This window comes from Nocardioides kribbensis (genome assembly GCF_015070375.1).
Classification (GTDB): domain Bacteria; phylum Actinomycetota; class Actinomycetes; order Propionibacteriales; family Nocardioidaceae; genus Nocardioides; species Nocardioides kribbensis.
Genome location: NZ_JADCLL010000009.1, coordinates 173,193 through 190,389, shown reverse-complemented (window position 1 = coordinate 190,389; position 17,197 = coordinate 173,193). Strand labels below are relative to the sequence as shown.

The 17,197-nt window shown below is 74.6% G+C and carries 20 protein-coding genes; 12 read left to right on the top strand and 8 right to left on the bottom strand.

Features of this window, described 5'->3' with window-relative positions; all coding sequences use genetic code 11:
* Nucleotides 1–65 precede the first annotated feature (65 nt).
* Together IR170_RS20485 and IR170_RS18040 are read left to right on the top strand one after the other, a co-directional pair.
* Nucleotides 66–998 carry a glycoside hydrolase family 16 protein gene (locus IR170_RS20485; RefSeq protein ID WP_193666292.1) on the top strand — a complete coding sequence of 311 codons (933 nt, stop codon included), beginning with the start codon at nt 66–68 and terminating at the stop codon, nt 996–998.
* An 82-nt stretch (nt 999–1,080) separates the two neighbouring features.
* A complete protein-coding gene (locus tag IR170_RS18040) occupies nt 1,081–2,151 on the top strand; it encodes an alpha/beta hydrolase (protein WP_319805155.1) in 1,071 nt (356 codons plus the stop codon).
* Nucleotides 2,152–2,158: 7 nt separating this feature from the next.
* Here the strand turns inward: IR170_RS18040 and IR170_RS18035 are convergent, their stop codons facing one another.
* The 5 genes from IR170_RS18035 to IR170_RS18015 form a co-directional block, all read right to left on the bottom strand.
* Nucleotides 2,159–2,587, bottom strand: coding sequence for a hypothetical protein (locus IR170_RS18035; protein WP_193666291.1), 429 nt, complete (start codon nt 2,585–2,587; stop codon nt 2,159–2,161).
* Nucleotides 2,588–2,979: 392 nt separating this feature from the next.
* Entirely contained in the window at nt 2,980–3,555 is a 576-nt protein-coding gene (locus IR170_RS18030; protein WP_193666290.1) for a DUF6318 family protein, read from the bottom strand.
* A gap of 388 nt (nt 3,556–3,943) precedes the next feature.
* Nucleotides 3,944–7,306 carry a coiled-coil domain-containing protein gene (locus tag IR170_RS18025; protein WP_193666289.1) on the bottom strand — a complete coding sequence of 1,121 codons (3,363 nt, stop codon included), beginning with the start codon at nt 7,304–7,306 and terminating at the stop codon, nt 3,944–3,946.
* A gap of 81 nt (nt 7,307–7,387) precedes the next feature.
* A complete protein-coding gene (locus IR170_RS18020; RefSeq protein ID WP_193666288.1) occupies nt 7,388–7,948 on the bottom strand; it encodes a hypothetical protein in 561 nt (186 codons plus the stop codon).
* A gap of 134 nt (nt 7,949–8,082) precedes the next feature.
* Nucleotides 8,083–8,445, bottom strand: coding sequence for a DsrE family protein (locus tag IR170_RS18015; RefSeq protein WP_193666287.1), 363 nt, complete (start codon nt 8,443–8,445; stop codon nt 8,083–8,085).
* A 199-nt stretch (nt 8,446–8,644) separates the two neighbouring features.
* Between IR170_RS18015 and IR170_RS18010 the strand changes: the two genes are divergently transcribed.
* From IR170_RS18010 to ygfZ, 3 genes are read left to right on the top strand one after another with little or no spacing between them, the layout of a single operon-like run.
* Nucleotides 8,645–9,139 carry an FABP family protein gene (locus IR170_RS18010; RefSeq protein WP_193666286.1) on the top strand — a complete coding sequence of 165 codons (495 nt, stop codon included), beginning with the start codon at nt 8,645–8,647 and terminating at the stop codon, nt 9,137–9,139.
* A 7-nt stretch (nt 9,140–9,146) separates the two neighbouring features.
* Complete coding sequence (locus IR170_RS18005; protein ID WP_193666285.1) at nt 9,147–9,626, top strand: Fur family transcriptional regulator; 480 nt, start codon at nt 9,147–9,149, stop codon at nt 9,624–9,626.
* Complete coding sequence (ygfZ, locus tag IR170_RS18000; RefSeq protein WP_319805154.1) at nt 9,623–10,573, top strand: CAF17-like 4Fe-4S cluster assembly/insertion protein YgfZ; 951 nt, start codon at nt 9,623–9,625, stop codon at nt 10,571–10,573. Before IR170_RS18005 ends, ygfZ begins: the two co-directional genes overlap by 4 nt.
* A gap of 27 nt (nt 10,574–10,600) precedes the next feature.
* Here the strand turns inward: ygfZ and mshD are convergent, their stop codons facing one another.
* On the bottom strand, nt 10,601–11,422 hold the full coding sequence (gene mshD / locus IR170_RS17995; protein ID WP_319805153.1) for a mycothiol synthase: 822 nt from the start codon (nt 11,420–11,422) through the stop codon (nt 10,601–10,603).
* Nucleotides 11,423–11,501: 79 nt separating this feature from the next.
* Here mshD and IR170_RS17990 point away from each other — a divergent pair, with 79 nt between their 5' ends.
* On the top strand, nt 11,502–12,578 hold the full coding sequence (locus IR170_RS17990; RefSeq protein ID WP_193666283.1) for a YihY/virulence factor BrkB family protein: 1,077 nt from the start codon (nt 11,502–11,504) through the stop codon (nt 12,576–12,578).
* A 61-nt stretch (nt 12,579–12,639) separates the two neighbouring features.
* Here the strand turns inward: IR170_RS17990 and IR170_RS17985 are convergent, their stop codons facing one another.
* Nucleotides 12,640–13,068 (bottom strand): Hsp20/alpha crystallin family protein, encoded by a 429-nt coding sequence (locus IR170_RS17985; protein ID WP_056863424.1) that lies wholly within the window; start codon nt 13,066–13,068, stop codon nt 12,640–12,642.
* 130 nt (nt 13,069–13,198) lie between these two features.
* Between IR170_RS17985 and IR170_RS17980 the strand changes: the two genes are divergently transcribed.
* A complete protein-coding gene (locus IR170_RS17980) occupies nt 13,199–13,507 on the top strand; it encodes a MerR family transcriptional regulator (RefSeq protein ID WP_319805152.1) in 309 nt (102 codons plus the stop codon).
* 18 nt (nt 13,508–13,525) lie between these two features.
* On the opposite strand, the gene IR170_RS17975 is transcribed toward IR170_RS17980, so the two are convergent.
* The gene (locus IR170_RS17975; protein ID WP_193666282.1) at nt 13,526–14,260 is read right to left on the bottom strand and encodes a response regulator transcription factor; all 735 of its coding nucleotides are present in this window, start codon (nt 14,258–14,260) and stop codon (nt 13,526–13,528) included.
* A gap of 113 nt (nt 14,261–14,373) precedes the next feature.
* Here IR170_RS17975 and IR170_RS17970 point away from each other — a divergent pair, with 113 nt between their 5' ends.
* The 5 genes from IR170_RS17970 to IR170_RS17950 all read left to right on the top strand — a co-directional run bounded on the left by IR170_RS17970 (nt 14,374) and on the right by IR170_RS17950 (nt 17,190).
* A complete protein-coding gene (locus IR170_RS17970) occupies nt 14,374–14,649 on the top strand; it encodes a MoaD/ThiS family protein (RefSeq protein WP_193666281.1) in 276 nt (91 codons plus the stop codon).
* A 69-nt stretch (nt 14,650–14,718) separates the two neighbouring features.
* Entirely contained in the window at nt 14,719–15,216 is a 498-nt protein-coding gene (locus tag IR170_RS17965) for a thioredoxin family protein (protein ID WP_193666280.1), read from the top strand.
* A 291-nt stretch (nt 15,217–15,507) separates the two neighbouring features.
* Nucleotides 15,508–15,963, top strand: coding sequence for a DUF4395 domain-containing protein (locus IR170_RS17960; protein WP_193666279.1), 456 nt, complete (start codon nt 15,508–15,510; stop codon nt 15,961–15,963).
* A 67-nt stretch (nt 15,964–16,030) separates the two neighbouring features.
* Nucleotides 16,031–16,894 (top strand): sulfurtransferase, encoded by an 864-nt coding sequence (locus IR170_RS17955; RefSeq protein WP_193666278.1) that lies wholly within the window; start codon nt 16,031–16,033, stop codon nt 16,892–16,894.
* The gene (locus tag IR170_RS17950) at nt 16,894–17,190 is read left to right on the top strand and encodes a DUF1416 domain-containing protein (protein ID WP_056863429.1); all 297 of its coding nucleotides are present in this window, start codon (nt 16,894–16,896) and stop codon (nt 17,188–17,190) included. Before IR170_RS17955 ends, IR170_RS17950 begins: the two co-directional genes overlap by 1 nt.
* Nucleotides 17,191–17,197: the final 7 nt, after the last annotated feature.

The following is a 17,197-nucleotide window of genomic DNA, read 5'->3' as shown; positions in this document are numbered from 1 at the left end:
GGTTGACTGGAGGTCGTACGACGTCCCGCGCGGCTCGGTCGCGGGTGTGAGCCGGAGGAGGGTCCGTGCGTCGAGACCCGCTCCGTGCCCGCCGATCCCTGGTCGCGCTCGGCCTCGTGGCGTTCGTGCTCGCCGGTTGCTCCGGCCCGCCCGACGTCCCCGACCCCGTCGTCCCCGTCGACCCGGCCGACTCGTCGGGCCCGGCCGCGTCGGCCCCGGCGTCCCCGGTGTCACCGGGGGAGGAGGGCACCGTCGGGGCGCCCGGGCTGGTGTGGTCCGACGAGTTCGACGGCGAGGCCGGCGCCCCGCCCGACCCTGCTGTCTGGCAGCCCGACGCCTTCGGCCACGGCGGAGGCAACAACGAGCTGCAGTGCTACACCGGCGACCCGGCCAACGCGTCGCTCGACGGGCAGGGCCACCTGGTCGTCTCGGCGCTCTCGGCGCCGGGCCACACCTGCGCCGACGGCACCGTGCGCGACTACACCTCGGCGAGGCTGACCACGGAGAGCAGCCTGTCGTGGCAGTACGGCCGCCTGGAGGTGCGCGCGCAGGTGCCCGCCGGGGTCGGCACGTGGCCGGCCTTCTGGGCGATGGGCACCGACCGGGCGGAGGTGGGCTGGCCCCGCTCGGGGGAGATCGACGTGATGGAGCACGTCGGGCGCAGCCCGACCCTCGTCACCGGCTCCATCCACGGGCCCACCGAGGCCGGCACCCGGTGGCAGGTCACCCGCGAGCACGACGCCGGCGCGTCCCTCTCCGACGGCTTCCACACCTACGCCGTCGACTGGGGACCCGACGGGCTGGAGTGGGAGCTCGACGGCCGGCCGTGGGGCGGGGTGTCGCGAGCCGAGGCCGAGCAGTTGGGGCTGTGGGCCTTCGACAAGCCGTTCTACCTGTTGCTCAACCTCGCGATCGGCGGTGACCTGGGAGGCCCGGTCCCGCCGGAGACTCCCTTCCCGCAGTACCTCGTCGTCGACCATGTGCGCGTCTACCAGTGACGGTGCCGCGTGCGTCGGCGCGGGACCTCCGGTGGCTGGACCTCCTGCCGCTGGGCCGGTCCGTCGGCTAGGTTCCCTACTCGTGAGTAACGGATCGCCCCTCCAGGCCCTCGCCCACGCTGCGCAGAAGGCCGCGCTCGGCGCCGCCATGTCGCTGCCGCCGTCCGTCCAGCGGCGGCTGGCGGGCTCCCCGGTGGTGCTCGACGGACAGACCCTCGCCGTCGACACCCAGCTGATGCTGAAGCTGCAGAAGCTCTCGGGCGATCCGCCGATCGAGACGGTGGCGTTCCCCGACGGCCGGGTGCAGGCGCGGGTGCAGACCGCGATGGCCGGCGGCAAGCAGCCGATCGGCGCCGTGCGCGACCTCGAGGTCGCCGGGCTCCCGGCGCGGCTCTACACGCCGCGCGCCCGAGTGTCGGTCGCCGTACGGCAGCCCCCGGCGCCGCTGCTGGTGTTCTTCCACGGCGGCGGCTTCTTCTTCGGCGACCTCGACACCCACGACGCGACCTGCCGCATCCTCGCCGAGCGCGGTGAGGCCCTCGTGCTGGCCGTCGACTACCGGCTGGCGCCGGAGCACCGCTTCCCCGCGGCCTACGACGACGCCGTCGCCGCCTACCGCTGGGCCGTGGAGCACGTCGAGGAGCTCGGGGTCGACCGCGACCGGATCGCCGTGGGCGGCGACTCCGCCGGGGGCAACCTCGCCGCCGGCGTGGCCCTGGAGGCGGCCCGCTCGGGCCTGCCGTGCGCCTTCCAGCTGCTGGTCTACCCCGCCACCGACGCGACCCGCGCCACTGAGAGCCTGCGCCTCTTCGGGGCGGGCTTCTACCTGTCGGCGGAGTTCATGGAGCTGGCCAACGACAGCTACATGACCGAGGGTCTCGACCCGCGCGACCCGCGCCTGTCGCCGGCGTACGCCGACGTCCCCGAGGGTGTCGCCCCGGCCTACGTCTGCACCGCGGGCTTCGACCCGCTGCGCGACGAGGGCGAGGCCTACGCGCGCAAGCTCTCCGACGCCGGCGTCACGGTCGAGCTCAAGCGCTTCGAGGACCAGATCCACAGCTTCTTCAACATCGTCGGCGTGGGCCGCAGCTCGCGCGCCGCCGTCGCCGAGATCGCCGACCGGCTCCGCGCAGGGCTCGCGCCGCGCGCCTGAGGCGGCGTCAGCGGTGGTCGACGAGCTGGTTGGTCACCTCGGTGACGGTGAGGTCGACGGGGTCGCTGGTGATGTCGACGCTGCCGGGCACCGGCTGCCACGGCCCGCCGTCGACGCGGTAGTCGGCGGTGTAGACCGTGGTCACCTGCGGCCGCACCTGGCCCTGCTCGAGGTAGGTGTGGGTCAGCTCGAGGTCGGGGTACGGCGCTCCCGGCTCGGTGGTGGTCAGCCCCTCGCCGTCGCCGAAGGCCCACCGGAACTGGCTGGGGGTGATGTCGAGGTCGACGCGTCGTCCCAGCAGGGTGACGGTCTCGGTGAAGGGCTCGGCGGCGGTGAAGAAGTTGGTCTCGAAGTTGATGAGGGTCCTGCCCCCGGGCGGCTGGACCGAGAGGTCCGGCTCGGGCAGCGGTACGCGCTCGAGTGCTCGCTGCACCATGCCGGGGGTGACCTGTGGGGGAGCATCAGAAGATGCCGTGGGGGCTCCGTCTGACGCACATGAGGAATAGGCGCTCAGGATTTCCCCATCCGAACTCTGGAACCACCACGAGATGGCTGGGGTGCCGTCGCTACAAACTTGGGGTTCGGCACAGGTTTGCGCGCCGCCGACCTGACAGATCGGCGCGGAGTTCCAGGTCCCTTCGGGTGCTGACCCGGCCGACACAACCGTGTCTGCGCTGCTGCCGGTCAGCCCGCCAGACGTAGCTTGCGAGACGCCAGCGAAAAAGCTGCCCTGGTCAGCCCCGACCGTCGGGTCGTCGGCTGTGGCCGACTTGGTAGGCCCGAAAAGCACGCAGCCGAAAAAGAGGGCCCATAGAAGCGCTCGAGCCGTCATGACGGCGTCTCGTTCCAATCGAGGATGCGCAGCCCGTTCTCGAAGGGCTCAAGGAAGAACTGATAACTGACGGTGCCGCCCGGGTATCGGTCGACCTCGCCCTCCGGGTACGTGACGACCTGGGGTTCGGTCGTCACGTCTGCCTCCACGAGGTATCTGACGTCGTCTCCGATCTTGACGGTGCGCGCGGAGGCCCGCTCTAGCGTGGCGACTCCGCCGTCGATCTCGCCATCCTGCGCGTAGATCTGATCGAGCGCTTCCGCACCTCCCGAGCACGCCGCGCAATTGGGAGCGGTACTTGCTCGTAGTGGATCAATGTCGCCCGTGGCGGTCGCATAGTTGACGAGGTCGAAGTAGTGCCGAACAGCCGCCATCGCCGCTTTCCTGCTTTCACCCTCCGGCGCTGCGGCGGGGGGTGCGGTTGCAGTCGGCTCAGTGGGGGCCGTAGATGACTGCAGAGGCGATGAAGCGGCGGTCGGGCTCGCGATCTCAGGCTCCGGATCCTCCGAGCAGCCAGCGATGCTCAGCAGTGACACGGTCATGGCTGTGGCGACGAGAGCAGAGGGCTTCACGAAGGGGTCCTTCCCGAGGGGACCGGCCCCAGGACCGAGGGGACCGTACGGTGAAATTAACCCGAATCGGCGCGTCGAAACCACCGGTGTGCCGCTGCCCTGTGGACAACTCGGCGGGCCGGTCGCGGGCCGGTCGCGGTCGCGGGCGTGCGACTCCACTCGGCCCCTGACCGTGCGCTGCCGGGCGCCAGGTTCGGCTGCCCCGTCGGTGGGCCCGGAAGTGGCGGGAAACGACGCGTCGACGGGCCCAGAGGCTGTCGTCTGCCGCCACTTCTGGGAGAACGACCTGCTGGGCTCCTGCCTCGACGGCCGGCGGGTTCGACCGGACGTCGAGCCCGGTCCTGCGGCACCCGCCGAGCAAAGACGAGCGCGTGCCCGTCGTCGTGGGTCAGGCGGTGGGGCGCCAGGTGCGCAGGGCGCGGGTGAAGGCCTCGGGGTCGACCGTCTTGGCGGTGATGACGACGGGCGGGAGGCTGCGGCGCACGAACCTCACCTCCCAGCCGCGGCTGCCGGGCTCGCCGACCACCTCGACCTCGGTGGCGGGCTGCTGGAGGTCGAAGCTGTGGTGGCTGTCGGCGGTGCGGATGTCGACCACGCCGGCGGCGTCGATGCTCACCCGGGTGGAGGGGGTGCGGGCGCGGGCGCCGACGTAGACCAGCAGCACAGCGAGCAGCGCCAGGCCCAGCACGACGGCGTCGGTGGGGCTGCCGCCGATCGCCACACCGGCGGCGGCCACGAGGGCGGCCACGGCGAGGACCAGGGCGACCAGCGACGCGCGGCCGCGGGTGCGGGTGACGTCGGTGGCCGCGCCGGACGCCCGCTCGCCGATGGCCGCGGGCGAGCCTGCCCCCTCGTCGGCGTCGCCGCGGTGGCGCGAGTCGGTGACGGGGCGAGCGGCGACCGGTCGTCCCAGCAGCTGCTCGCGCGCCTCGGCGAGCTCGCGGGCCAGCTCGGCGGCGTGCTGCTCGGCCTCGAGACGATCCTGGAGCGCGGCCTCGACGAGCTCGGCCTGGTGACGCACCGACGACTCGACGGCCTGCCGGTCGATGGCGCGCTGCTCGGCGAGCGCCTCGGCCTCGGCGCGCAGGCGGGCCTGCTCGGTGGCGGCCTGCTCGGCGGCCTCACGGGCGTCGTGAGCCGCCCGCAGCTCCTCGGCGTGCTGCTGCGCCGCGAGGGCGACCTCCTCGAGCGCCTCGATGGTGCGCTGCTCCGCGGCCTCGCGGTCGGCCACCGCGGCGGAGGCGAGCGCCACCTGACGGGCGGCCTCCTCCTCGGCGGCGGTGCGGGCGCGCAGGGCCTCCTCGGCGGCGCGGTCGGCGGCCTCCCGGGCGTCGTACGCCGCACGGGCAGCCGCAGCGTGCTCGGCTGCGAGGGCGTCGGCGGCGGCGCGTGCCTCGTGGGCCGCACGGGCCGCCTCGGCCTGTCCGGCGGCGGCGTCCTCGGCGGCGGTGCGGTCGGCGTGCGCGGCGAGAGCGGCCTCGGCCTGCGCCCGTGCGGTCTCCTCCGCGGCGGCGCGCTCGGACTGCGCGCGGTCGGCGGTCTCGCCCGACTCCCGGGCAGCCTGCTCGGCGGCGCGGCGCCCGGCGTGGGCCGACTCGGCCTCGGCGAGGGCGGCGGCGGCGGACTGGGCTGCGGCCGACTGGGCCTCGCCGGCCCGCCTGGCGGCCTCCTCCGCCTCGGCGCGGGCGGCCGCGGCGGCGGAGGCCGCTGTGGCCTGCTCGGCGGCGCGCTCGTCGGCCTGCCGGCGGGCCGACTCGGCTGCGGCGGCGGCCTGGGAGGCCTCGGCCGCGGCGCTGTGGGCGGCGGTCTCGGCCAGCGCGGCCGCCGCGGCGGCCTCGGCCTGGCGCTGCGCCGCCTCCTCCGCGACCAGACGGGCCTGCTCGGCCTCCTGGGCCTGCTCGGCGGTCCGGGCGGCGGCGGCCTCGGCCTCGCGACGGGCCTCCAGGGCCGAGGCGGCCTGCGCGGCCGCCCGGGCCGCGGCACTGTCGGCCTGCTCGCGCCCGGCGAGGGCCTCGGTGCTGGTGCGCTCGGCGGCCTGCCGGGCGGTGACGGCCTCGGCGGCGACCTGCTCGGCCGCCTCCCGACCTGCTGCTGCTGCGGCGGCGGCCACCGCCGCCGCGGTCGCGGCGACCTCGGCGGCGCTGCGGTCGGCGAGGGCCTGCTCGGCCAGGCGGGCCTGCTCGGCGGCGGCGACCTCCGCGCGGTCGCGCTCGGCGGCAGCGGCCTCGGCGTCGGCCAGCGCGAGGTCGGCGGCCTCCCGGGCCTCGGCGACCGAGACGGTGGCGGCCTCCTGCGCTGCGGTGATCGACCGTGCGGCGGTGGCACTGGAGGCGGCGACCTCCCGGGCGGCTGCCTCCCGCGCCTCGGCGACCGAGCGGGCAGCGGTGGCCTCGGCCTCCTCGACGGACCGCGAGGCAGCGTCGGTGGCCTCTGCGACGGCGCGGGCGGCGTCGCGCTCGGCGCGCACGCGTGCCTCGAGGGCCTGCTCGGCCCGTCGGGCCGCCTCGGTGGCGGCGGCGTCGGCGGCCTCACGGCCGGCGAGGGCCTCGGCGGCGGTGGCCTCCGCGGCCGCGCGGGCCGTGGCCGACTCCGCGGCCCGGGCCTCGGCGCGCTCCTGCGCAGCGGCGGCGCTCGCTGCGGCCACCGCGGCTGCGGCCGCGCCCTGCTCCGCCGCGGCGCGCTCGGTGTGGGCCTGGTCGGCGCGGGCGGACTGCGCGGTCGCGGCCTCCTCGGCCTCACGGCGGGCGACCGCGGCCGCCTCGGCCTCGGCGGTCGCCCGTGCGGCCGCCTCCTGGGCTCCGGCGATCGACCGGGCAGCGCTCGCCTCGGCCTCAGCGACGCTCTGCGCGGCGGCCTGCTCGGCGGCGACGCGGCCGGCGAGGGCCTCCTGCGCGGCGCGGGACGCCTCGGCCGCGGCGAGGTCGGCGGCCTCGCGGCCCGCGAGCGCCGTCGCGGCGGCCTCCTCGGCCCGGGTGCGGGCCTCGGCGGCCTCCCGGGCGGCGGTGTCGGCGGCCTGGCGCGCGGTGTGGGCGGCGACGGCGGCGTGCTCGGCGTTCTCCCGGTCGGAGTGGGCGTGGGTGGCCGCCTCGGCGTGGGCGCGGGCGGCGTCGTCGGCGGCCCGGCGGGCGGTCGACGCCTCCTGGGCCACGCGCGCGGCCTCGGTGGCGGCGGCCTCGGCCGCTTCGCGCCCGGCGTACGCCGTCTCCGCGCCGGCGAGCGCCTCGCGCGCCGACTCCTCGGCTGCGGCGCGCTCGCGCGCAGCGGTCGCGGCGACCTCCTGGGCCTCCCGCAGGGCGACGGCGAGCTCTTCGGCCGCGACCGCCGCCGCTCGGGCGGACTCCTCGGCCCGGGCGCGGGCGGTGGCGGCCTGCTCGGCGGACTCCTCGGCGTCGCGCCGGGCGCGGGAGTGGTCGGCGGCGGCGCGGTCGGCGGCCTCGCGGGCGGCCCAGGCGTCGGCGGCGGCGCGCGCGTGGTCCTCGGCGCTGCGTTCGGCCTCGGTCAGGGCCCGGGAGGCGGCGCCGGCGTGCTCCTCGGCGACGAGGCGCTCCGCGGCCTGCTCGGCCGCGGCCAGCTCCGCGGAGTTGCGCAGCGACGCGGCGCGCTCGGCCGCGGCGGTGAGCTCGACGATGCGCGCCTGCGCCTCCTCGAGGCTCAGCGGCGGCAGCGGCGTCCCCTCGGCGCGGTCACGGCGGCGCCAGAACCGGCCCGAGGTCTCCTCGGGCGGGAGGGGGGCGTCACCGGTGGGAGTCATGAGGACTCGCACCCTACTGGGGTCGACGCCCTCCAGCAGACCCTGCCGCGGCCTCGTCCGCGCCGGTGGGCCCGGGGGTGCTCAGTCCTCCTCGTCGGGGTCGTCGGGGTGGTCGGTGGGGGAGGCATCACGCGTCGGTGGTGGCGGTGGGGCCCGTCGGACACCGTCGTGCGGGGGCGCCCCTGGGGAGGGCGGCAGGCCCAGCGCCTCGGCGAGGTGGGCGCTCTCCTCGTCGTCGAGACCAGGGTCCTCCCCGCCGGGTGCGGAGGCGGGTGCGGAGGCGTCCGCTGCCGCCGGGTCGCCGTCGCCGCGTCGGGGCGCGAGCGGGCGGGGGAGACCTGTCAGGTCGTCGGCGGCCGCGTGACGGTGCTCGGAGGCCGCGTGACCGGGGTGCTGCGTCACCGTGCGGGCCATGGCCTCGTCGAGGAGCGGGCCGAGCGCGAGACGAGCCTGGGCGGCATCTCCCTCGAGGGCCGCCGACCATCGGCCCAGCAGCGACTCCGCGAACCTCTCCGGTGACTGGCCCAGGTTCGCGGCGTCGCGTTCGATCGCCCGGACCGCGTCTGCGGGCGACACCCCCGTCAGGCCGCACACCACCCCGACCGCTTGCTGCACCACCACCGAGTCGTGGTCCGGGCGCACCGTCGACTCCTCTCGCCCGAGGACGCGGAGCCGGACCGGCGCACGCCCTCCGCCCCACGATCCCAGGCGGTCCTGCCCGCGCTCTTCACCCGTACGGCGGAGCCCGGGCCCCTCGGTGACCTCGGCGCAGGGGGTCAGTAGACGAGCGCCTGGACGCCCTCGGCGAGGACCTCCTCGGTGAACACCGCGGCGCCGGCCACACGCACCCCGGAGAGCACGTCGGCCTCGGTGATGCCGCGTCGCGTGGCGCACTGCGAGCACACGGTCACCCGGCCGAGCTCGCGCACGGTGTCGAGCAGGTCGGCGACGGGGGTGGCGTGGGGGAGCCCGAGGTCGGGCCCGCGACCGGCCACCGCGTAGGACGCGGCGTCGCCGGTGAGCCAGAGCGAGACGTCGGCGCCCATGGCCACGGCGGCCGCGGCCACGGTGAAGGCCTGGTTGGCGCGCTCGGGGTCGCCCTGCGCGCAGGTGACCTTGACGACGAGGGAGCGAGGCATGACCCCACGGTAGAGGGCGCGCAGGGAGGTGGCCCGGGCTGGACGCCCGGCCCTGCTCGAGGGTCACTCCGGCGTGCACACCGGCACCGGGGGAGCGGCGCGCGGTCGCCGCGAGGGCTCCAGGTCAGCCAGCGCGGCACCACCACGAGCAGGAGTTCGGCCGTCGGTGGGCGGGAGGGCGCGCCGCTAGAGTGACCCGGTGGTCTTCCAGCTCCCTGACAACCTCCACCCCCACTGCGGCCCGCTGGCCTGGATGCTCGGCACGTGGCGCGGCAGCGGCAAGGGCGACTACCCGACGATCGAGCCCTACGACTACCAGCAGGAGCTGATCTTCCAGCAGGACGGTCGCCCCTTCATCCACTACTTCGCGCGCTCGTGGATCGTCGACGAGCAGGGCCAGAAGGTCCGCGACGCCGCCCAGGAGACCGGCTTCCTGCGCTGCCCCGAGGCCGGCAAGGTGGAGCTGCTGCTCACGCACAACACCGGCTTCGTGGAGATCTGGTACGGCGAGGCCGCCGACGGCAAGCTCGAGCTCGCCACCGACGCGGTCGCGCGCACCGAGACCGCCAAGGAGGTCACCGCCGGCCACCGTCTCTACGGCAACGTCGAGGGCGACCTGCTCTACGCCTACGACATGGCCGCGGTCGGCCAGGCGCTCCAGCCGCACCTGTGGGCGCGCCTGCAGAGGGCCTGACCCGCCGATGGCCGACCACGAGCACGACCACGCGTCCGCCTCCGGGGGCGCCCGGCCCCCGGCCGACCTGCGCAGCCGGCTGCGCGGCAGCGGCTACCGGCTGACCCCGCAGCGCGAGCTCATCCTCGCCGCGGTCGAGCGGCTCGGCCACGCCACGCCCGACGAGGTGCTGGCCGAGGTGCGGCGCCACTCCACCGCGGTCAACGTCTCGACGGTCTACCGCACGCTCGAGGTGCTCGAGGAGCTCGGCCTGGTCCGTCACGCCCACCTGTCCGACAGGGCCCCGACGTACCACTCCGTGACCGACCACGAGCACTTCCACCTGGTCTGCCGGAATTGCGAGCGGGTGACCTCCGTTGATGCTGACGTGGCCGCCGATCTGGTCGGACGCCTGGCCGCCGAGCAGCAGTTCGTGGTCGACATCGGGCACCTGACGGTCTTCGGCCACTGCCAGGACTGCTCGGCCAACCGTGAGGACACCCCGTGAGCGACCCCCGCCCGACGCCCAGCACGCTGCTCTCCCTGCCCGGCGCGGTCGCCGGCGACGGTGTGGACGCCCCGGTGGCGGCGCACTACGGCTCCTTCAACACCGAGCAGCGTGCGCTCGAGGCCGGCAGCGGCTTCGTCGACCTCTCCCACCGCGACGTCGTGCGCCTGGAGGGCCCCGACCGGCTGACCTGGCTGCACAGCCTCACCAGCCAGTACTTCACCGGCCTCGCCCCCGGTGTCTGGACCTCCGCCCTGATCCTCAGCCCGCAGGGCCACGTCGAGCACGCCTTCACCGGCGTCGACGACGGCGGGGCCTTCGTCGCCCACACCGAGCCGGGCGCCGCCGGGGCGCTGCTGGGCTTCCTGGAGCGGATGAAGTTCATGACCCGCGTCGAGCTCACCGAGGTCACCGCCGACCTCGCGGTGACCTGGCGGGCCAGCACCCAGGGCTACGACCTCGTGCCCCGCGACCAGCTCCACGCGTACGCCGATGCCGCCGGCCCGGCCGCGGGCCTGTGGGCCTTCGAGGCGCTGCGCATCGCCCGCGGCGAGCCGCGCCACGGTCTCGACACCGACGCGCGCACCATCCCCAACGAGGCCGGCTGGGTCGGCCCCGCGGTGCACCTCGACAAGGGCTGCTACCGCGGCCAGGAGACCGTCGCCCGCGTGCACACCCTGGGCCGTCCGCCGCGGCGTCTCACCCTGCTGCACCTCGACGGCACCGAGAACCGCCTGCCCACCCGCGGCGCCGAGCTGCGCCACGGCGAGAAGGTCATCGGCTTCGTCGGCACCTCCGCACGCCACCACGAGCTCGGCCCCATCGCCCTGGCCATGGTCAAGCGCAACGTGCCCCTCGACGCGACCCTCGACGTCGAGGGCATGCCCGCCGCCCAGGAGGTCGTCGTCGACCCCGAGGTCGGCCTGCACGTGCGCCCGCTGCGCTGAGGCGGAGCCGGGGCGCTCCCGGGCTCGTCAGCCCCGGCGGTACTGCACGTGGGTGTCGGCCGCAGCGTGCCCGAACCCCAGCCGCGAGTACGTCGCGACCGCTGGCTCGTTGTCGGACTCGACGTAGAGCAGCACCTCGCCGACCCCGAGCCCGGCCAGGTGGTGCAGCCCCGCCAGCGTGACCACCCGGCCCAGGCCCTGGCCCTGGGCCACCGGGTCGACGCCGACGACGTAGACCTCACCGAGGTCGGGGGAGTGCTGCTTGGTCCAGTGGAAGCCGACCAGCGAGCCGTCGCGCTCGGCCACGACGAGGCCCGCGGGGTCGAACCACGCCTCCGCCATCCGCTCGGCCAGCTCGGCCCGGTCCATCGCCCCCTGCTCGGGGTGGTGCGCGAAGGCCGCGGCGTTGACGCGCACGACCTCGTCGGCGTCGGTGTCGACGTAGGAGCGCACCGTGACCCCGTCGGGCACGACGAGACCGGGCAGCGGCTCGGCCATGGCCCGCCGCATCACCCACAGGTCACGCACCCGCTCGAACCCGTACGCCGCGGCCAGCGCCGCCGCCGCGGGGTGGTTGCCGTGCGACCACGCCAGCAGCTCGCCCCCGCCGGCCTCGGCCAGCTCCGCCGACACCAGCCCCGACGCGACGCCGGCGCCCCGCGCGGGCGGGTCCACCACGACGGTGAGCTCGCGCCCGACCACCAGCGCGAAGCCACCGTCGACCACCCGGTGCCGGGCGCGCTCGGGGTGGCGCCGCAGCGTGCGCCAGGTGGCCTCGTCGAGCGGTGCCGCCCCGTCGTGCGCCTCGGCCGCCGCAGCGATCCGCTCGATCTCCTCCGTCACGTCCACGCCCGCCACCCTAGGCGCCGCCGCGCGTCCACCCCGCAGGGTGGCGCGGGCCCGGGGCGCGGGCGAGGACGGTGGAGCGATGAGCCCCCACCCCGAGACGAGCGCCGAGCCCGCAGCCACGACGCGTGCGCGCGAGCACCGCGACCCCGACGACGACGGCAAGCCCGACTCGCCGACCGACCTCACCCGGCGCTCCTGGCTCTACGTCGCGCGCAAGACGATGCGCGAGTTCTCCAAGGACCAGTGCACCGACGTCGCGGCGTCGCTGACCTACTACGCCGTCCTCGCCCTCTTCCCGGCGATGATCGCGCTGCTGTCGCTGGTCAGCCTGGTGGGGCGCGGTCCGGAGACGGTCGACACGCTGCTGCAGATCCTGCGCGATGTCGGCGCCGGGTCGGCCGCCGACACGGTCGAGCCCACGCTGCTGGAGCTGGCCGCGGCGCCCGGGGCCGGCCTCGCGCTGGTCCTCGGTCTCGCCACCGCCCTGTGGTCCGCGAGCGGCTACGTCGGCTCCTTCGGTCGTGCGATGAACCGCATCCACGAGACCGGCGAGGGTCGCCCGTTCTACGTCCTGCGTCCCGTGATGCTGGCGCTGACCGCCGTGCTCGTGGTGCTCGTGGCCCTGGTGGCCGTGGGGCTCGTGGTGACGGGTCCCGCCGCGCAGGCCGTCGGCGACGCGATCGGTCTCGGTGACACCGCGGTGCTCGTGTGGAGCATCGCCAAGTGGCCGGCCGTGCTCGCCGTGGTCGTGCTGATCGTGGCGCTGCTCTACTACGTGACGCCCAACATCAAGCAGCCGACGTTCCGCTGGGTCTCGATGGGTGCCGTCCTGGCCATCCTCACCTGGGTGCTCGTCTCGGCGGCGTTCGGCTTCTACGTCGCCCACTTCTCCAGCTACAACACGACCTACGGCTCACTGGCCGGCGTCATCGTGTTCCTGCTGTGGCTGTGGCTGACCAACCTCGCGCTCCTCTTCGGCGCCGAGCTCGACTCCGAGCTCGAGCGGGGCCGCGAGCTGCAGGCGGGACTGCCCGCCGAGGAGGAGCTCCAGCTGCCTCCGCGCATGACCAAGGGCCTGGAGAAGGCCGAGGAGAAGCGCCGCGAGGACGTCGAGAGGGGCCGGCGGCTGCGCACGTCGCGGGGCGAGGACGGCTGACACGAGCGAGGGCCCGGGCGGACTCGCCCGGGCCCTCCTCCCACTCACCCCGGCGGGGTGCTCACGCCTCGAGCGCGGCGGTCTCCTGCGGAGCAGCGGAGCCGACCTCGATCTTGCGCGGCTTGGCCTTCTCGGCCACCGGCACGACCAGGCGCAGCACGCCGTCGTCGTAGGTCGCCTCGATGCGCTCGAGGTCCAGGTTGTCGCCCAGCACGAGCTGGCGGCTGAAGCTGCCGGTCGTGCGCTCCGAGGCGAGGCGCTCCCAGTCGCCGTTGCGTCGCACGCGCTCGGCGCGCACGGTCAGGACGTTGCGCTCGACGTCGAGGTCGATGCTGTCGCGGGCCACGCCGGGCAGGTCGAACTCGATGACGAAGCGGTCACCCTCGCGCCAGGCGTCCATCGGCATGGCGGCCGGGCGGTTGGTGGTGCCCAGCAGCTGCTGGGTCAGGCGGTCGAAGTCGCGGAACGGGTCGGTGGTGCGCAGCAGCATGGCGTGTCCTCCTGGTCGTCTCTGGTGGTCGATGCGGTGGCGACGGTCTGCGTGAGCCCGTCATGTGTATCAGCGGTTATAGGTTTGTTGTACCGCAGAGATGACGTAGGTTCAAGCGCGGAGGTGGACCGTGTCGACACAGCAGCGCAGCACGCAGCACAGCACGGCTCAGGAGGGCGTCTTCGCCATCTCGGTGGCCGCGCGGATGGTGCGCATGGAGGTGCAGAACCTGCGCGTCTACGAGCGCCGCGGACTGCTGACGCCCGAGCGCACCGACGGCGGCAACCGCCTCTACTCCGAGGGCGACATCGCCACCCTGCACCGCATCCGGGAGCTGCTGGCCGAGGGGCTCAACCTCGCCGGCATCGCCCGGGTCCTCGCCCTCGAGCACGAGGTCGCCGTCCTTCGCCGCCGGCTCCGCACGGCGGAGGGCGGCTGACGGAGCGAGCGGCCCCGGTCAGGCGTCGACCGACCGCCCGGTGCGCGCGTCGGCCTCGACGGCGCCCTTCTCCTTGGTCGGCAGCACGAAGCGGTAGCCGACGTTGCGCACGGTGCCGATGAGGGTCTCGTTCTCGGGGCCGAGCTTGGCGCGCAGCCGTCGCACGTGCACGTCGACGGTGCGGGTGCCGCCGAAGTAGTCGTAGCCCCAGACCTCCTGCAGCAGCTGCTGGCGGCTGAAGACCCGGCCCGGGTGCTGGGCGAGGAACTTCAGCAGCTCGAACTCCTTGAACGTGAGGTCGAGCGACCGGCCGCCGATCTTGGCGGTGTAGGTGGCGTCGTCCACGACGACCTCGCCGGACCGGATGACGTGGGCGTCGGGGTCGGCGGCCTCGCGACGGGCGTTGAGCCGGCCGATGGCCAGCTTGATCCGCGCCTCCAGCTCGGCGGGCCCACAGGTGTGCAGCACGACGTCGTCCATGCCCCAGTCGTGGTTGACCACGGCCAGACCGCCCTCGGTGACCACGAGCAGCACGGGCACGTCGGTGCCGGTGGTGCGGATGAGCCGGCACAGGTCGCGGGCGTGGGCGAGGTCCTGGCGTCCGTCGACCAGGAGGAGGTCGGAGTCGGGGGCCTCGAGCAGTGCGCTCCCCTCGGCGGGCAGGATCTTGACCTGGTGTCCCAGCAGCGAGAGCCCGGGCAGCACCTCGGCGGACGGCTGCAGGGCACTGGTCAGCAGTAGAAGAGTGCTCACGGTGGTCTCCTCCCAGAGGATGGGGCAGGCGACCGAAACGCAACGCTGGGCTCCGGCGAGGTGCTACGCAGGACACACTAGGAAACTCCGGGGACACATTGGAAGGTTCCAAAGTGAATGAGACCGAAATCATCCACGTTCGTTACTGGGCCGGCGCCAAGGCGGCGGCCGGCGTCGGTGGCGACCGGATCGACGTGAGCGGCCCGATCTCGCTCGCCGAGGTCGTACGCCGTGCGACCGCGCTCCACCCGGGCACCAACCTGCCCGCGGTGCTGGCGGTGTGCTCCACGCTGGTCGGTGAGCAGCCGGTCGGCAGCCGCGACCCCGACACCGTCCTCGTGGAGCCGGGCGGCTCGGTGGAGTTCCTGCCGCCCTTCGCGGGCGGCTAGGCGCGGCGGCCGGGACCACGGCCAGGACCCCGACCGGAACAACGGCCGCCCCCGTGCGGTTGACCACTCGTGTCCTCCGGAATCGTCATCGCCCTCGTCGCGGTCGTCGTCGCCCTCGCCTTCGGTCTCCACCGTCTGCGCACCGACGGTCGGTTCTCCTCGGCCCGCGCCGGGACGGCGGACGCGCAGCCGTCCGCTGACGACGCCCCGCCGGCGGACGGGCAGCGCGTGGCGGCGGAGGTCCCCGGCGCTCCTGCGACCTGGCAGGCGGTCCTCGAGGCCGTCCCCTCCGCCCGACTCGGCCAGCAGGCGACCCTGCTGCAGTTCTCCAGTGCCTTCTGCGCGCCCTGCCGGGCCACGAAGCGCACCCTGAGCGAGGTCGCCGACGTCGTGCCCGGCGTGGTGCACCTCGAGGTCGACGCCGAGCACCACCTCGACCTGGTCCGGCGCCTCGACGTCCTCCGCACGCCGACCACCCTCGTCCTCGACGCCACCGGCGCGGAGATCGCCCGCGCGGCGGGCGCCCCGCGCAAGGAGCAGGTGCTGCAGGCGCTCGGTCGGGCGTGAGCGTCCGAGGCGTTGTCCGCCATGCGGACCGCCGTCTCACGGGGCGAGATGTCATGTCGTCGGTGAGCAGCGGGTCGCCGTACCCTGGACCCATGTCCTCGACCTGGCTGACGAAGCGACGCGCAGTGGACCACTGCCGCGTGCGCTCCTCGCTGTGTCGCATGCTCTGACCGAGCTGCCGCGTCTCGACTCGTAAGTCGACTGATCCAGTGCAGTAATCTCGGTGCGGTCGTCCCTCGACCCGCCAGCGAGGCGCTCCGGCGCCGCCGCCCTCGTCCGAGCAGGAGAGACATGTCCACCACCAGCACCCGCCCGTCCGCCCCGACCGGCGCCGGCATCGACCCCCGGGGGCCGCAGCTCACCGCCACGCTCACCGCGGTCGTCCTCCTGGTCGTGCTGGTCCTACCGCCGACCCCGGCAGCCGTGCTCACGGCGGTGCAGGCCGCGTTCTTCGCCCTCGGGGCGGCGCGCGGCGTGCAGCACACGCCCCACGCCTGGCTGTTCCGCACCGTCGTGCGCCCGCGGCTCTCGCCGCCCGACGAGCTCGAGGACCCGGCCCCGCCGCGCTTCGCGCAGACGGTGGGTCTCGTCTTCACCCTGGTCGCCCTGGTCGGCTACCTGACCGGCGTCGTGCTGCTCGCGCAGGTCGCGATCGGCCTCGCCCTCGTCGCCGCCCTGCTCAACGCCGTCTTCCGGTTCTGCCTGGGCTGCGAGATGTACCTCCTGATCAAGCGCGCCACCGCCTGAGCGCCGTCCCTCCGACGAAGCACACACCAGACCCCCGCGCCGCAGGGCGCAACAGAAAGGTAATGACATGAGCCGCGAGAACTCCCTCGTCTCGACCCAGTGGGTCGAGGACCACCTCGACGACCCGAAGGTCGTCGTCATCGAGGTCGACGAGGACACCACGTCCTACGACAAGGGCCACATCAAGGGCGCCATCAAGCTCGACTGGACCACCGACCTCCAGGACCAGGTGCGCCGCGACTTCGTCGCCAAGGACCAGTTCTCGGCGCTGCTCTCCGAGCGCGGCGTCTCCAACGACGACACCGTGATCCTCTATGGCGGCAACAACAACTGGTTCGCGGCCTACGCCTACTGGTACTTCAAGCTCTACGGCCACGACGACGTCAAGCTCATGGACGGCGGTCGCAAGAAGTGGGAGCTCGACTCCCGTGAGCTCACCGACGAGCTGCCCACCCGCGACAAGGCCAGCTACACCGCCTCGGAGCAGGACCGCTCCATCCGCGCCTTCCGCGACGACACCGTGGCCGCCATCGGCGCGCAGAACCTCGTCGACGTGCGCAGCCCCGACGAGTACGCCGGTCGCCTCCTCGCCCCGGCCCACCTCCCGCAGGAGCAGGCCCAGCGCGCCGGCCACGTGCCGACCTCGATCAACGTGCCGTGGAGCAAGAACTGCAACGACGACGGCACCTTCAAGTCCGACGAGGACCTCAAGGCCCTCTACGCCGAGGCCGGCATCGACGACTCCAAGGACACCATCGCCCTGTGCCGCATCGGTGAGCGCTCGTCGCTGACCTGGTTCGTGCTCAAGGAGCTCCTCGGACACCAGAACGTCAAGAACTACGACGGCTCCTGGACCGAGTACGGCTCGCTCGTCGGCGTGCCCGTCGCCCTCGGCGACGAGCCCGGCCAGGCCGACGGGCAGGGCGCCTGATGTGCGGCGCGACCGAGGGCGGTCTGTCCCTCGACGGCGTCAACGTCGCCAAGGAGGCCATCGTGCAGGGCCAGGTCGTGCGTGACGGCGAGCCCGTCGGCAACGCCTACGTGCGCCTGCTCGACCGCACCGGCGAGTTCACCGCCGAGGTCCCGACCTCGGCCACCGGTCACTTCCGGTTCTTCGCCGGCGAGGGGGAGTGGACCCTGCGCACCCTCGCCCCCAAGGCCGAGCCCGTCGACAAGAGGGTCCACGCCGCCGTCGGCAGCGTGGCCGAGGTCGTCGTCGCGATCTGAGCCTCAC